Consider the following 16,272-nt stretch of genomic DNA (forward strand, 5'->3'; position numbering starts at 1 on the left):
CGCGCACCGCGACCAGCGCCGCGAAAATACCATTCGCCGTTCAACGCAAACTCTCATCACATGACCGAACAAACGATCTGAACCAAAGTTGACTCTTGCTATTTGGCTACACCCAACGTAAACATTGCGTGGGCCACAAATTTAATTCCGAGAGGTAAGACCTTGGCAACCAAGAAAGCTGTAAAGAAGGCTCCTGCAAAGAAAGCCGTAGCGAAGAAAGCCGTAGCGAAGAAAGCCGTAGCGAAGAAAGCCGTAGCGAAGAAAGCCGTAGCGAAGAAGGCACCAGCGAAGAAGACGGCTGCTAAGAAATCACTAGCGAAGTCACGCATGTACATCGGCTCTTATGCTGCCAAGCCCGCGAAGAAGGCCGCTGCAAAGAAGACCACAACAAGAGCGGCTATTACCGGACCTGGCACTCTCACTGGTCCTGTGACCTTAGCAAAGAAGAAGGCTCCGGGAAAGAAAGCCGTGAAGAAGGTCTCTATCAAGGCGCAGCGGAATAACGGGCCGTTGGCGTTTTAAACCTTACCCAACCCGCATTACAGGCAAGCAAAGACGCCCGGCAACTCATTACGAGAGCCGGGCTTTTCTGCCTTTAGAGAAAACTGCTGGATTCGGATATGCTCTGGGCCCGCTCCCCCGCACCGGAGACGTTGCACCCCGAGATCAAGACAGGGCATGGGAAGTGGGAAGCAAACTACTCTTCCCACTCCCCCGCACCCTCGACGGCGACGAAATATCGACAAAGGTCGCTCTAACTAACAATCCAACTACTACAAAAGATCGGGCACACCATCTGCAACGTGTCGGTGACTACGCGGCAGAGGCAATATTGGTTACGTGAATCGTGTTGCTTGCTGTGTCGAACGTTCCGGTAACTGTCACTTGTTTGTCTTCGTACTTCTTCGCATCGTCCTGATTATCAAGGAAGTGTCCGGCTGCTTTGCCCTCAGGCGTTTGGCCTGTAAGCAGGGCAAACTGTCCAGTCTGAAGCTTCACAACCTTGCCGGTGAACTTCATTTCTTGCTGCGGGTTCTGTTGCGGTTGTTGTGGCTGAGTAGCGCTGCCGCTTTGCGCGGTTGCTGAGCCGGGGGTGAAAGCGCAGAGAGCCGTCGCCAAAATCAGTGCGAACGCCTCTCTATGATGATTGCTCCTTTGCGTTATCTTCATCTTCCTCCAGTGTTTTTCGGTTTACTTGAAACCTTGACTTACAACATTGACAAGGCAGTTCGTCCTCTCGACTCGAAGACTTCCAACCTAGGAAGCACAGATCGTGTAGCGGGTTGCTCGCGTGAGGCAAAATGCCCGTCAGTTCATTACTAGAGCCGGGCTTTTGCCTATAGGAAAACTGCTAGATTCGGATGTTCTCCAGCCATTCGATCATGTGCTACTTCGACTGCAATTTTTCCAACGGGAAAGTGGCCAGCGGGGTGCTTTGTATGGTGGGATCGCACTGGTAATGTCGGCTTCGCTCTCACCGGCATCTGCCCAAAATGGAACCGTGAACTGCTCGGCGCCAGTCTGAAGCTGTGACGCCATCTCACCGCTCGCAACCGCTACCCCAGACAGATACAGGGCGGTCGAGACAAGCGAGTTTTCGACTTGATAGGCGGTGAATTCGGCAGGAACAATAACGTCGGCAATCTGTGTTTAAGCCATCTAGCTAACCTCGAATCCAAATGAAGTGCTTTGATCCAGGCTTGGCCGATGGCTAGACCGCTCGGCTACTGCCGAGGACGTTCGATTGATGCAATATGCGACTGCACCTGAGAGATATTAGCGCACCTTCCCATTGGGCGCAAACATATTGAGACGGAGGACAATGATGGATACTGGCGGATTGCGTTGCGACTACTCCGCAGAACTTTCTTTGATTTTGATGGGCCACATCGAGGAGATCACCTTCAGCAGGCAAACACCAAACAAACCGTCGAGAACTCCGATAGCGGTCGTGGCTGCCCAGTGCCGCTCGTTGTAGATAAGGACGAAAATGAAGATCGTGAGGGCTACGACTATGGCCAATGTCACGCCCAAAACAAGCCATTGCATGGCTGTTCGCTGGCGTTCGAGATTGATTGCCTGCACTACTTGATACGTCGCCAATTGCTGCGGGGTAAGGTCGAGGAGTTTTGGAAGTTTATCGTTCATTGAACACGTAGAACTCCCGTCGTTGAAGTGAGCCGCTTGGGACTTCTACGCGCACAATGTCATCCCCATCACGGTGCGAGCAAGGAAGTGTTTCTGGAATAGGTCGGGAATCCCGAACCTCATATGCAACAGAGTCATCATCTGGGCAGACGAGCACTACGCGGTGACTGAACAGACCCCTGCTAACCGCAGTCTCGCAGATCGTCCGGGCAGCACGATGCGAGATACCTAGCAGACTCCGAATGTTCTCGACTTCAATGTGATGAGGGTCCAGCTTGGAAAGAATAATGGCTGTTGACTCTACATCAGGAGTCGGGACAAGATCACTAATTTTTTGAAAGAAGCGCTTGTACCACTGCATCCGCATCTCCAGAATCATCGGTATAACGCGGGAACCTAAAGTGACCTCTTGATGGGTCTAAGAAAAAGTCGCCTATCGATTTCACAGGATCTTTCAATAGATGAAAAGCGGACATAAACATGGTCGCAGTCTTCAGCTCTTCATATCGTTCCGGCTTGGTGGCTTTGATGCCTTTCTCTTCGTCCATGACTTCAGTCAACGTGGAGTCTGGACTGCGAAACCGGACGTTGAATGCATCCATATAGTCCTCCTCCCAAAGAGCCTTCATTCCTTTATGTACGTCTGCGGTATCGAATCCTAAAGCCTTCAGATTTTTTACGATTAGCTTCTCGTCAAGGCTACGTGACACGATCGATATCGGCTCATTATAGAGCGTCGCTGGTGTGCGCTCCAAAACGATCGCACTGAGGACCAGATGATCGGCCAAGGTATGGATGCGCATCGGCCAGAGAAGATCAACTTTCTCTTTCTTCAATGAATCTTGCAGAATGACAACAAACGAGACACGGGCAAGGATCAGGGTTGGACCGTCTGCTACAACCTTCAGAATTTCGGCATCTGTGATCGCGTTCATGATACTGACGTCTTTGTGCTGAGATGGATCGAGCACATAAACGTGCATCTTGCACTTCGCAAAATTCGCCAAAATGAAGTCGATAGCCTTACCCGGTTCCAATGCCCTGGCAACGGTGTCACAAATGACTTCCTTAGTACCTTTGATGCCTTCCCATTCCTCTTTGAGAACGGCGACAGGGAACAGAGATAAAAGTCTGCTTATCTCGTCTTGAGTTGATCCTTCCAATATGGGCATCCAGATTCCTCTGCATTAGACCTGCACCATCCATGATGCACTCGTAATCACATAGACTCAATGCCTATCGTTATCGAATATGAAGATCGCCGACCTGCTCGCCCCACTGGCCTATAGACAATGCTGAGTACGACAATCGGCTATGAAATGTTGTCATGCCCGCGTTTCACATTTGATCCAAGTAAGACGGAGTATCCCTCAGCTCGCGGGTCAGGAATCCCATGGGCTCGGTGAGTTCCCGGTCGCATGGTTTAAATCGAACCCTGCGATGCGATTTTGAAATCTTTTTGGGAACCTTCAAACAGGGCTACGCAAACGATCTAGTCGCTTCGCGTAGCACCTTGATTCGTAAGGGTTTTGGTAGCGTTACCGGGGCTCGAACCCGGACTCTTCGCCTTGAGAGGGCGATCAATAGGGTACGCACAGGACTGCACAGAATTGCAAGTTAAATCACAATACCCTTTATCCATGGGATTTTCGCAATCTCTTGCTTGCAGGGCGTCGCACAACTTCGCACGAATTAGACGCAACAACTGGCACAAATCTGGCACAAATTCCGATATCCTTTTGCTAAGGGGTCTCTATGGCGTCCAGAGGCAGAAAGCCGGCAAAGGTCAAGGGTGTCTATCAGCGTGGCAAGAGTTGGTGCTGTCGTTATGAGGTCAATGGAAAGGACGTTCGCAAGACGTTCGACTCCCGAGAGCAGGCAGTGGAGCACCTCGATAAAGTGCGTCGGATGGAGCGCGAAGGCGAGATCATTCCGCCCACGGCGAAGGGTCCGCTTCTCAACGCATCCGAGCGGGAACGCCGATCGAAGCGGTCTTCCCTGCTTCTTGATGACCTGATCGGCCAGTACCTCGAAAAGGAAGAGGTCGCGGTGAACCGCGAACTCGAACAGAACGCAAAGTCGGACGCGTATAGCAACGACGCTCAAAAGCGCCTGGACAATCTGAAGTCTCGGTTCAAAGCAATCAAGACAGCTTTTGAGGGTAGGCTAGCCGATTCCATCGAACCTTTCGAGATCAAAGACTTCCTTGAAGGGCTGGGCCGATCCAACGGAACGATGAACCGGTACAAAACGACTCTCAGCGCCGTCTACTCGTACGCCAAGGAGAGAAAGTTGCTTTCGCTCAATCCTGTCCGGGAAGTCAAGCGCTACACCGAGGTGCTGGGCATCCCGCGCTGGATGAACGAGACCGAGGAAGATCGCATCCGGCTGGTCGTGCAGGAGTGGATCGAGGAGACGCCCGCTGAGTACCGTGTCACACGCCTCCTGCTCCGCGAACACCTGAACGAGATCACTCTGGCTTCACAGACCGGAATGAGGAAAGGAAACCAGTATGCGCTGCGCTGGGAACTAGATATCAACTTCCCTCTCCGGCTGATTCACTTGCCCAGCACCAAGTCGAATCGACCACACACCATCCCGATGACGGATGGTGTTTACGAGGCGTTGCTCGACCAGCAGGCGATTCAGGCAGAACTCGCCATACTTCGCAACGAAAATCCGCAGCGCACGAGGATGCAGCTAAACGGACGCGTTTTCACGATTCGAGAAAACCGGGAGTGGTTCGATAAGGCCAAGAAGGATGCCGGCATCAAGGCGCTACGCTGGCACGATCTCAGCCGTCATACGGCTGGCTCCAGGCTCGCCGCGAGTGGTGCGAACCAGAAAGTGATCCAGGAAGTCCTCGGACACTCTTCCCTAGCGATGAGCGCTCGGTATAGCCACCTCTCTAAAGACCAGGTAGCCGATGCGATGAAAGCATTGAATCGCGGTGGTATCCAGCCTAAACCCGCCGAAACAGCCTAAACCAGATTTCCGGCCCGAGCGAAGCCGGCCCCCTCGGGCTGGCTTCAGTGTTTTGGGCCTAGATCTCGAATATGGCAACATGAGCCCTCACCGCACGGTGTAGCGCTGAACAATGTTGCCTAGAGTCGCGCTAATCTGAATCGCATCGTGGGGGATCAAAACATATTGCCACGGCTTATCGCTCACGCTCGATGCATGTTGGCACCAAAGCATTGCTGCCTTTGCCTTAAGCAGCACAACTTCATCGGTCATCTCACTTGAGCGCTTCGGTTCACAGAGATATCGAGCAGTTGCCGTCTCGACAACGAAATCAGGCTGATAGACCTCTTCTTGATAGTAGTAAATCCTCAAAACATCTTTGGGCGGCTTGAGCCACTTGAGGACTGAAGTCTCGTCTTCAAGAATGATGGCGAAGCGCCGTTCGGTATCTGAGTCGAACTTCTGCGCGGGATATAAGCATTTTGAAAAACCTCCGAAGAGCATTCCTCGAATCAGGAGTCGCTCTTCAACCGGAGCCCGGAACGGAAGAATCGTTTGGTCTGTCTGCATGGCTGCCATACTGCTTGTGAGAGTTTGAAATCCTTTCGATACAGTAACCTCGTACTCCGTCGCCTTCTCGACGTAATGTTGGTTCATCTGGGCATGGATGAGTGTCACGAGCTGGGTCTGGTAGAACTGCAAGACATTTAATACATCTTCCGATGTCTGCAAATAGGACTGGAGATGGCGAACCATTTGTGCTGCCAATTTGTAGAGCAACTCTGCATGTTCGTCGTAGTTGATATCGTCCTTGTCGATCAGACCGCGAACGATATAGTCCTCAAGATTCTTTTCCAGCACGATGCCATCACCGCTCACGATCTTGAAACGCTGATTGTTCATCAGGTGCTGAACGAGCAAGTCCTTTTCCGCCGGAGGCTGTCGGAAGCTATTGCAGTCGAGGTCAAAGTCTTGATAACCGACAGTGACTTCTCCTTTCGGCGTGACAATGATCTTCGGAATGTCGATTGTTCGTTCGGCAATCGCGCTTGTGACGCGCTCGACGACCGACGCAACATCTACCGGTTGCAAGATGGATGGAAGTTCGCCTTGGACGGGCTGCATCAGTTCTGTTACTCGCGCGGTGATGCGCTGTTGGACATCATGTGTCTTGAGGTCGCCAGAGCGCGTTAGTCTTTCGAATTGCTGCCGAATGACTTGCATCGTCACCTCGGCAGTCCTCCGCTCTGGCTCACTGATTGTCGGCGCGGACTGCGGCGGGGCACCCGGCACCGGAGCTGCGGGTGCGATTCCCAATCCCAACTGAGTCATGAAGACTGGCTCGATGGTAACGGCCTTCGTCGGAGTGTCAGGAATGTCTCGCCCAATGACGATGCCTGTCCGGATGATCGAGTTGGGATCATTGGCATGGTCAACAATCTCTTGGAAGCGGTCGTGCGAAACGATGGTCAGGCGATCAACGTCCGCTACGCCAGTCCGTTTTCCATATGGAAGACGCAAACCGCGCCCGATGGACTGTTCGACTAGAGTTCGTGAGTTGGCCGTGCGAAGCGGGACGATGGTGTATAAATTCGTCACGTCCCAACCTTCCTTGAGCATATTGACGTGAATGACAATCTCAGTCGGGTTCGCGGGATCTTCGACGGAAAGAAGCTGCTGTACCGTCTCGTCCTTCTCATCGCCCGTTTGGTTGGAGTGGACGGTAATGACCCGTCCCTTGTATCGACCTCCAAAGAAGTTATCCGCCTCGATCCGCCGTTGAAGGTCATTCGCGTGCGTAGTGTCCTTCGCCACAACGAGCATGAACGGTTTCACTAGAGGCTTCATGTTCTCGCGAGCATAGATATCGAGCTGGACCTTGGTGTGTTCGTGGATACGAACGCCGTCCTCCAGCTTCAGCTTCTCAAGGCCGGCCTCGTCGTAGTTCTCTGCACGGAAGTTCTCGCGGGTCGCAACGGCTGGCTCTTTTACGAACCCATCCTTTAGCGCCGAGGACAGCGGGTAGCTGTAGATGACGTTCTTAAAGTCCGCGCCACCTGCTGTTTCCGTCCGGGGCGTAGCCGTAAGCTCAAGGCCGAGGATTGGCTTGAGTTCGTTGATCGCCCGCATTCCGGCCTTACCGCGATAGCGGTGCGATTCGTCCATCAAGAGAACCAGGTCATCCAACTCGGACAGGTACTCGAAATAGCTCTCGCCGATGTACTCCTGTAGCCGCTTGATGCGAGGCTCTGCGCCGCCGCGCACCTCAGAGTTGATCTTGCTGATATTGAAGATATTGATGTGTACTGGCGCATCTGGGTCTTTGAGGCCGGGGATAGCGGGCTGGCTCAAGCGTTCGGAACGAACGCCTCGCCCGCTTTCGTAGTTGTCGCCTGTGATGATTTCCGGAGGCTGAATAACGAAATCGGAAAGACCTTGAAAAACATATTTGGGCGAACCCGGTGTGAAGTCGGAGATAAGTTTGTTGTAGATCGTCAGATTGGGTGCAAGGACAAAGAAGTGTCGGATGCCTTCGGCTTGATGGAGATAGGCAATGAAGGCACCCATCAAGCGAGTCTTGCCAACACCGGTAGCAAGTGCGAAGCACAACGAGGGGAAATCACGCTCGAAGTCGGTGACGTTCGCGAACTCGGCGCGAATGGTGGCGAGTGCTTGTGCGGCGTCCTGGTCTTTTTGCAACGAGAGCAGGTCACAGATGCGGTCAAGAATTTCCAGCGACTCGCGTTGCGGAGAGCGAAGGCTAAGGCGGTTGGCGATGGCATTACCAGCTTGCTTCATTCTGCACCCCCATCTCCATCGGTCGAGAAGAGGTTCGGTTGCGCAGCACGCCGACGGGTTTGTTTGGGCGTCAGTCTCTGTGCGGAATCCGTTTGCACAGGCTCCACAGGGGGAGCGGCCTTTGGCAGGTTGGCGACGTTGAGGCTGTAGTCATCATGTCCCCACTCGCACTTTGCCAGCACGGCTGATGGGATTTTCTTGACGGTCAAATTTTGAAACGCATCTGGTTTCCCGCGAAACGCCGCGCAGCAAATTAGAAGGCTGCGGTGGTCGCCGACCTCATCACTCAACTTAGCAAGCTGATCACGAGTGAGCGTTTGCGTAGTGACGTATAGGAAATCGCTTTCGGTAGATCGACCGTGTTGCCAGTAGAGTTCATCGCTGGGCGCGTAAGTAAAGCCCATAACCTTGCACATGGCTTCTGCCAACATAGCCGCGTTGTACCTTCTACTGATTATGAGATTTCCGAAGCGATCGCTTTCCAATAGAGATGGCGCGATGCGGAAGTAGCGGAATCCGCCGCCGCCCTGCCAATTCGTAGTTTCCGACACTCCACCGGGATCTTCATCGTCGATGACTTTTGTGAGGCGCGGAATGATGTGAGTGTGCGCGTGCTCTCCGAGTTCAACCATAATCCATCGTCTGCCCATTTTGTGGGCAACCGCGCCTGTCGTTCCCGAGCCACCGAAAGAGTCGAGAACTAACTCGCCAGGATTAGTAGAAATCAGGATGATCCGTTGGAGAAGTGCTTCTGGCTTCGGAGTTCCGAATGGCTCAACATCTGTCAGCAGCTTTCTCAAATGATCTCTCCGAGCCGATTGGTTTGAGCCAACTTCATCAGCGGGCCACCATGTCTTAGGGACAAAGCCATCCTGAACTTCGCTTAGGTAGGTCTTAATGATCGGCAAACGATCACCGTCCTTACCGAAATACACCCGCTCTTCCAAACGAGCCTTCTTCAATGTCTGCTCAGAGAACCGCCAGTAGTTCCCAGCCGGTGGAACAGCCGATCGTCCTGATGGCAATGGAATCGGAAATCTATTCTTTTCGCTCCCACTCTTTGCAGTGCTGCAAGCTCCTTGCAGCCAAGGACCTCTCGGATCATCGTCGGGGTTCTTATATCGGCCGTTGCCCGTGGCTTCCCTAGGTTCAAGTTGCGTACTGACCGCCAGACCGAAAAGTCTTTGGCATAAAGGAGAATATGATCATGCGCGCTTGAAATGAGCGCATCATTGTGACGGGCCTGATCCTTCTCCCACGCGAACGATGCTACAAAGTTTGCGCGTCCGAATATTTCGTCGCACAACACCTTAAGGTAATGCGCTTCATGGTCGTCAATTGTTATCCATATTGCGCCATTCTCTGCTAGGAGACGTTTGAGCATTTCCAGCCTGTCCCGCATAAGCGATAGCCAAACGGAGTGCTCAACGCCGTCGTCGAAATGCTCGAATGCAGACCCAGTGTTGTAGGGCGGGTCTATAAAGACGCATTTCACTTTTCCAGCGAACTCTTGCTCCAGCGCTTTGAGCGCTAGCAGGTTGTCACCGAAGATCAAACGGTTGTCGAAGATGTCATTGTCAGTTACGAGCCTCTTGGCGTGATAGCTCTTCTCCGGGTCTTCAAGCAGGATGCGCGGTTCCAGCCGAGGCCGGTTTTCTTTGCCAATCCATGTGAGTTCCAGCCTCTGCTTACTCGTCATTTGCAGTCCGTTTCTGTTTTCATGCTGTTCTGCAAGTTTCTTGCGTTGAGCGTCGAATTCTAAGCAGTTCCTTTGTAGATGACATCAAGGGCTCTGCCAACGTAGGTCTTCAGCTCGGAGGGAGTAATCACGGTGCTATCCGCGTCTGGATTCGTGTCGTGATGAAACTGACCAGCGTAGTCATTGATCTCATTCAGCTCTGTAACGAGATTTTGAGCGTGGCAGAGAGGACTGGGAACCGTCGAATCCCGAATCAGTATCACCACCTGTCCGAAAAGATGTTCTTTCGGTAGTAGTCCTGGGAACCTTCTGTGCAAGTATCCCTCTAGCATAGGGCGAATCGCATTTGATACGGCCTTGTGATCGGTTCCCGCTCCGGTCGAGTATTGATTGAGCAAGCGGTGATGTTGCGCGTAAATCGACTCGCACTCTTTGTCGATCTCAATGGCAGCGAAATCCGTGTAGCCGTTAGTAGTGGCTTCGAGGCGGAAGATCGCAATCGGCAATGTCTTGTCTTCTTTGAGGAAAGCGTCGCGGAGATCTCGGATGAAGTAGGCATCATGGGCAAGAACAATGATTTGCTTTGCTTTGCCGCGAATCTGTTTGAGAACCATTCTCGTATGCTGCCTGCGAGTCATGTCAAGGCTACACATCGGATCGTCAATGACCACGACGCGTTGACTAAGCGTTGGATCGTCGAGAGTACAGGCCACAAAGAAGGCGAACGCAAGGGTACGTTTGTCGCCGTCACTCAAGGCCGTAGCAAATGATGGCGGACCGCCTTCGAGTGCGACATCCTTCCCGCGCAGTAACAGTCCGTACTCCGTTCTGGGCGCGCTTCCACGAAAGTTTGCATTCATACCCTTGATGCCGAAAGAAGCCCCAAATTTCTTAAGGAGAGCATTGATCGCAATCTGGTATTTAGCCAGGATCGCAACCATCAGCGTCTCAAGGGCCTCACGAGCAGTCTTCTTTGTCGCCTCTGCCGTTTTGGCGTCTAATCGGGCGGCAGCTAGCTTCGTAAAGAGAGTGACAATTAATGGGTCATAACGGCGTTTGGTGGCCTGAAGAAGCTGAATTTGTTGCTGCAGTTGAACAACGCTGTCGCCGCTGAGCTGCGTCTTGTAATTATTGATGAGCAGCGCAGTACCCATAAGAGCTTCGTTCGTGGTCTGTAGGGATGAAAGGAACGCAGACCATAAATCGGACGCGGTAATCTTATCGCCGGCGCTCCCAAACGGCTCCGCTGGGGCGGCTTGCTTCTTGCTGACCAAATCAATGAGAAATTCTCGGAATGCTTTTAGGTTCGCAGCGGCGGTGACGGCATCGAAGGTGACATCATCGGTGGGCACCTGCTCTACCCACGACTTTGCTTGCGCCATTGAGACCGTCAAGCTCCGCGTGAAGTCGGTAACGATGGCGTCGGCCGTGTCCTTTAGAAGCTTCTGTTCCGCAGTTGTAACTTTGCTTTTGAGATTGGCGTATGCCGCATTGAAATGTGTTTGGTAGGCAGTCACGAGCTCATTCGAGGAGATGTCTTGATTGCAGAACGGGCACGACGATCCGTCGCTATATTGGCGCCCTTGACTGAGCCATGCTTCAGCTCCGGGCTTCCCGAGTTTCAAGACGTGCAACTTTACTGTCTGTTCGGCCTCAGCATGAATGTCCTGTAGTGAAGTCGCCAGAACTTCAAATAGACCATCAATGTCGAAAGTCGGCTCAGCAATGACGACGGGAACTGGTCGCGCCTGAATCGCTGCCACATTTCCAGCCGCAGCTGCCCTCTTTTGAAGTTCTGCAATCTTTACGTCGATATCTGCGACTTGCGCGAGCTTTTCAAATTGAGCGATCAGCATTCCAACGTGATGTCCAGAGAGTTGATCGGTAATCTTGGTCACTTTCTCTGAGGCATCCTTGGAGGCACTAGTAGCCGCGTCCACTGTCTGACGAGCCGCGACCGCAGGATCTCCGAGAGCGAAGTCTAGTAGGTTCTTTCGATGATTCGTGTCGACTGCACCGCCTGAATGAACATTGCGGCTTATGAATTCAGCATCGAAAACGAGAAGTTCGGGGCGCTTTTCGCTCCACGTGCCGTTTTGGAAGGACACTTGGTGTCCGTTCTCGAATTGCAGGTTAACCTTCACGGGCAGGGTCCCGTCAATCGTTTTACAGCCATTGATGATGAGAGGGTCGCCGGTCGCAACCGATCGTAGAATCGTGGCGAGTGTTGACTTGCCTCGGCCATTGTCGCCATAGATAAGCGTTGCGCCCTTGCAAGTAAACGGCTTGCCGTTAGCTTGGTGCAAAAGGCCAACTCCCTGAATTTCAGAAATGCGCTCAAGCATGTGAAGTCCTCGTTCTCTCGAAAAACAATAGTGCTGCCGCTTATTCCAGTGTGCGATCTGGACTTGAACTAAGACCTTCCAGTTCAAGTCCTTCAATCTCTCCCAGAGACTTTCCGGCGATTCCCTGCATGTCTCCATACATTCCAACCGTGGCACCCATGACGCGTTCGATCTGTTCCTGTCGTTTGGCCCATTGCTTCATGATTGCTTTCCGTTCCCTGTCTAAATCTTCTTGCATACATGAGAAGGACTCGACTATCGCTTCTACACGTTGACGGAACCTTGGGCCCATTAGATACTCGTAAATCATCTCTGCCTTCGTCTGTTGACCAACTGCGATTAGGCGTGTCGAACTCACTTGCTGAAGGGTATGGCGCAGAATGGTCGCGACTGGCAATACACATTTCGGATGTGTGACCCACACGCCATCTATGACGTCGAATGTCTCAATTCCCTCTGGCAAGGTTTGAGAGACGAGAACAGACAAATCGGCTTTCGCCGTGCGCTGATCGTCTCGCAACTTAGCTAGCCAACCGTTGCTCCAATTCTTGGTGCGCTTGGTTTCCCACAAGATGGTGCCACTCGTTATACCGCTGGCGTTACCGACGCGATGAAGTGTGTCTCCACCGAACTCGCCTTTCGGTACTGGCTCTATGGTGTCGAACGGAAACTTAGCCCGAAGGGTTTGCTCCAATTCAAGCTCCTGCACTTCACCTTGCAACTGCTGGGAACCCTGCTCAGCTTTCTGTTTAAGCTCTTCGATCTTCTGTTGCATCGAAGCGATGGTTTGATCTTTTTCCATCACCTTAAGGCGAAGGCCATCTTCCGCTTCACGTTTCGCTTGCGAACGGACTTCGGTCAAACCGCTCTGGACCCGCTTCTCGATGGTCAGCTCCAATTCACGCTGTGCGTCATCCAGATCTCGCTGCTTCTTGATGATGTCGGCCTGAGCCTTTTGAGCTTCAGCAAGTTTTTCGTCACGCGCCTTCAATACCTCCTGAAGTTCGCGGAGTTCTTGCGCTCTCGACTCTAGCTCCGCGGCACTAGCCAGCTTCGCTTTCTTGGATTCTTCCGCGATGACCCGTGCCCGTTCGGCACGAAGCTGATCCGCGACTTGGTCAGCGATTTGTGAGTCAAGTGTGCGTTTTTCTTCTGCGATTTGCCTCTCTTTGTCCCTCAGAGTCTGTTCACGCTTCGCGACATCAGCGTCTTTATCCGACATCTGTTTTTCATATTTTTGTCGGGTTGCCTCCAGCAGCGGCGCGGCCAAGGACTGCGTTAAGGGAAAGTCAGTTTTGCATTGGGGGCAAGTGATACTCGGTTCGGTCATGTTAATCTCCAACGGATCGTAAATAGAGGAACCAATTCCTGTTTTTGTTTCAGCTTGCCCTCTATGTCGGCTATCAAGGTTTCTCGGCGTGCTTCTACCTCGTCCTGAGCGATGAAGAGATCTTTACGACGCTGATTGCGCGTTGATGTTAAGTCTCTTAGGCGGCGCTGATGTTCCAGCTTGTGCCGCAGGCCTGTAGAAGCGACCGACTCACGTCGCACCTCGCGAATCTCCTTATCGAGATCTTTAATCTCCTGCTCCAAGCCGAACTTGAGGTCTTCGGTCCAACGATCGAGTTTCTCGATCTCCGAGTCGAGCCACTTGCCGTTGCGAGACTCAAGATCGGCGAGAACTCTCTGCTGTTCTTTCTCCAGCTCGACGGCAAGCGTTTCTGGGGCTTCCAATAAGAGTGATTGGCCGGAGACAGCCCCAAGATCGAACAAACGCTTACAAGCGCTCGGCTCAAGCGGCTGCCCGTCATCCATGATTCCGGCGAGCAGAATATGATCCTCTGTTTCGAACCCGCTAAGGGTAAACCGGGAACAACTCAGCCATCCGCTCCGGGCAGGCAGAGACTCCAAGACAGCGATACGCTTACCGCTTCCGGACAGATCGAATTCCAAATCTACTTTCGGAGTCGGAAGCACGCAGCAGCTCCGCAGTACCTGCTGTGCCAGCGGGTGGCCGACGCGATAGGTGTTGGCGTCCTCCACATTTTTGCCCATCCGGTAGGGACCGGGATTTACGGGCTGCGGGCTTTCGACGAAAACTGGGAACGGATCACGTTCCAAATGGAAGGAGTGGCCTGGCGTATCGAAACGGGCGTAGGGGGCTAGGTAGAAGGCCGTAAGCCTCCAGAGCAGGTCTTGAAAACGCCCGAGGGATTGTCCGCTGGTTACGCGGACGCGCTCGATCACTTCCTGATCGAAGTTGTTGAGGAGCTGCTCGCTCGCGTCGCTACGGGCCTGGGATATCTGCGATTCGAGTTCCTGTTGCAACTGATCGAACTGCAACTCAATCTGTTCAGTTGTCCGGCACTTTTGGTAGATAGCAACGATGCGCTTCTCAAAGTCCACGCCGGATTCGACCACACCAATTACCTCGTCGCTGGCACCGAATACGCCATCGAACAGCTTGAACTTCTCGGCGAGGAGCTGATAGACCCGAACATCAGCGGCATTTGCTCTGTTGAGGAAATTCACAACGACCACGTCGAACTTCTGTCCGTACCGGTGGCATCTTCCAATGCGCTGCTCGATCCGTTGGGGGTTCCACGGCATGTCGTAGTTGACGACCAGATTGCAGAACTGGAGATTGATACCTTCCGCTGCCGCTTCTGTGGCAATCATGATGCTGGCCGTATCTCGGAAATGCTCGACCAAGGCTGCACGTTTGTCGGCGGTTGGTGAGCCGGTGATTCGGTCAGTCCCGGCGTGCTGTTTCATCCAGGCTTGATAAATAGACTGACTCTGGGGATCGGTGTTCGTGCCGTTGAAGAGCACAACCTTACCGAGGAACTCGGTCTTTTGCAGAAGATTGAAAAGATATTCTTGGGTACGACGAGATTCGGTAAAAATGATGGCTTTTTGTTGAAGAGCCCCGGTTCCGTCTGCCATGCGCGCCGTTCGCGCGGCTTCAAAACCACGTTGTAATGCCGTTAGCAACGCATCACCTTTGGAGTTGGTCTGAATCGCCTTGGCGAGAGCATGGAAGTGATGGAGTTTGTCCTTCTCAGCGCGAAGCTCAGCTAATTGCTCTGGCGAGAGCCGTTCAGGTGATTTCTTGCGGGCTTCGTCAGATTCCGATTCTGAACCTTCGTCCTCATCGATCCACTCATCTTGTACTTCCGGCAGCGTCTCAAAGTCTTCGGCTATTGAGGCAGGAACCTCTTCGGCCTGTTTTTGGAAAGCTTCTGCCGTTTCCAGCTTGGTCGCAAGCCCCAACAGTGTGTCAGAGATAGCGTAGGTCGATGAAGCAAGCAGCTTCCTAAGAATGAGCGTCATGAGTTGCCTCTGGCTCGCTGGAAGTGCGTACAACTTGTCCCCCATGAGGTAATCGGAGACAACTTCATATAGTTGCTGCTCGGCGGCGCTTGGGTGAAACTCTTGAACCATCGCGTGCCGGTTGGTATACGGTACGTAGGCAAGGACCTGTCTGCGCAGAGTCCGTTGGCAGACTGGCCGAAGGCGTTGCTTTAGCGCGTCAAAGTCAGCTTTGCCCGCCAAACGGCCAAATTGTGCGCGAAAACTGCGAAGATCCCCGAACGTGAACTCATCGACGATACTGACAAGTCCGTAAAGCTCCAGAAGAGAGTTTTGTAGAGGCGTTGCCGTTAGCAAAACCTTCTGAAAGCCGCTCACGGCGTTTTTGATGGAGTTTGCGACCTTATTGCCCGGTTTGTAGACGTTCCTCAGTCGGTGGGCTTCGTCGATTACGACAAGATTCCACGGTGTGCTACGCACATACGGTTCCTTTGACCGTGCGAACTGAAAAGAGCAGATGATGATCTTGCCCTGCTGAAAAGGGTTTAGATTTCCGGCGCGGATCGCCTCATTGAAAGTCTTGGCCTCAAGGATGACACTCGGTAAGAAAAACTTATCGAGCAGTTCCTGGCTCCATTGCTTTCGGAGGTTGGCGGGGCAGATGACAACCAACGCCCGCCGCCGCTCTGCCCAATGTTGAGCGAGCAGAATGCCAGCTTCTATCGTCTTGCCGAGACCGACTTCGTCGGCCAGGATCGCTCCCTTTGACAGCGGGGACCGAAATGCAAAAAGTGCTGCCTCGATCTGGTGGGGATTTAGGTCGACTTGGGCATCTGAGAGCACAGACGCAAGTTTGTCGACATCATCCGAGCCCGACCTCTTGGTCAGAACGTGAGCGAAATACCGAGCGTGGTAATTTGTGAGGCTCATCTTTGGAATGACAAACTGCGGCAGCAAACCGCGCTTCAGTATCCAAGTCGACGACTCGGCTCTGATGCGCTTCAG

General features: G+C 52.9%; 11 protein-coding genes and 1 tRNA gene. 2 read left to right on the top strand and 10 right to left on the bottom strand.

The annotated features are described in order from the left end of the window. Window positions 1-162: 162 nt before the first annotated feature. A complete protein-coding gene (locus HDF15_RS03800) occupies window positions 163-522 on the top strand; it encodes a hypothetical protein (RefSeq protein WP_184252938.1) in 360 nt (119 codons plus the stop codon). 291 nt (window positions 523-813) lie between these two features. Here the strand turns inward: HDF15_RS03800 and HDF15_RS03805 are convergent, their stop codons facing one another. The 4 genes from HDF15_RS03805 to HDF15_RS03820 all read right to left on the bottom strand — a co-directional run bounded on the left by HDF15_RS03805 (window position 814) and on the right by HDF15_RS03820 (window position 3,780). Further along, window positions 814-1,170: a hypothetical protein gene (locus HDF15_RS03805; protein WP_184252940.1), complete on the bottom strand. Its 357-nt coding sequence runs from the start codon at window positions 1,168-1,170 to the stop codon at window positions 814-816. 681 nt (window positions 1,171-1,851) lie between these two features. Beyond that, on the bottom strand, window positions 1,852-2,148 hold the full coding sequence (locus HDF15_RS03810; RefSeq protein WP_184252942.1) for a hypothetical protein: 297 nt from the start codon (window positions 2,146-2,148) through the stop codon (window positions 1,852-1,854). 326 nt (window positions 2,149-2,474) lie between these two features. Further along, entirely contained in the window at window positions 2,475-3,320 is an 846-nt protein-coding gene (locus HDF15_RS03815; RefSeq protein WP_184252944.1) for a hypothetical protein, read from the bottom strand. Window positions 3,321-3,678: 358 nt separating this feature from the next. Then, a tRNA-Ser gene (locus HDF15_RS03820) sits at window positions 3,679-3,780 on the bottom strand. A 123-nt stretch (window positions 3,781-3,903) separates the two neighbouring features. Here HDF15_RS03820 and HDF15_RS03825 point away from each other — a divergent pair. After that, window positions 3,904-5,133 carry a site-specific integrase gene (locus HDF15_RS03825; protein WP_184252946.1) on the top strand — a complete coding sequence of 410 codons (1,230 nt, stop codon included), beginning with the start codon at window positions 3,904-3,906 and terminating at the stop codon, window positions 5,131-5,133. Window positions 5,134-5,220: 87 nt separating this feature from the next. On the opposite strand, the gene HDF15_RS03830 is transcribed toward HDF15_RS03825, so the two are convergent. The 6 genes from HDF15_RS03830 to HDF15_RS03850 are packed head-to-tail and all read right to left on the bottom strand — an operon-like array spanning window position 5,221 to window position 16,224. After that, window positions 5,221-7,911 (bottom strand): DEAD/DEAH box helicase, encoded by a 2,691-nt coding sequence (locus HDF15_RS03830; protein WP_184252947.1) that lies wholly within the window; start codon window positions 7,909-7,911, stop codon window positions 5,221-5,223. Next, window positions 7,908-8,873: a DNA methyltransferase gene (locus HDF15_RS25480; RefSeq protein ID WP_221314265.1), complete on the bottom strand. Its 966-nt coding sequence runs from the start codon at window positions 8,871-8,873 to the stop codon at window positions 7,908-7,910. Before HDF15_RS25480 ends, HDF15_RS03830 begins: the two co-directional genes overlap by 4 nt. Next, entirely contained in the window at window positions 8,870-9,610 is a 741-nt protein-coding gene (locus HDF15_RS25485) for a site-specific DNA-methyltransferase (RefSeq protein ID WP_221314266.1), read from the bottom strand. Before HDF15_RS25485 ends, HDF15_RS25480 begins: the two co-directional genes overlap by 4 nt. Before the next feature lie 59 nt (window positions 9,611-9,669). After that, window positions 9,670-11,955 (bottom strand): AAA family ATPase, encoded by a 2,286-nt coding sequence (locus tag HDF15_RS03840; protein ID WP_184252949.1) that lies wholly within the window; start codon window positions 11,953-11,955, stop codon window positions 9,670-9,672. A 40-nt stretch (window positions 11,956-11,995) separates the two neighbouring features. After that, window positions 11,996-13,285, bottom strand: a complete 1,290-nt coding sequence (locus HDF15_RS03845) for a DUF2130 domain-containing protein (RefSeq protein WP_184252951.1) — start codon at window positions 13,283-13,285, stop codon at window positions 11,996-11,998. Next, a complete protein-coding gene (locus tag HDF15_RS03850; RefSeq protein ID WP_221314267.1) occupies window positions 13,282-16,224 on the bottom strand; it encodes an SNF2-related protein in 2,943 nt (980 codons plus the stop codon). The genes HDF15_RS03845 and HDF15_RS03850 overlap by 4 nt, the downstream gene beginning before the upstream one ends. Between the last annotated feature and the right edge of the window lie 48 nt (window positions 16,225-16,272).

The organism is Granulicella mallensis, from assembly GCF_014203225.1.
GTDB lineage: Bacteria > Acidobacteriota > Terriglobia > Terriglobales > Acidobacteriaceae > Granulicella > Granulicella mallensis_A.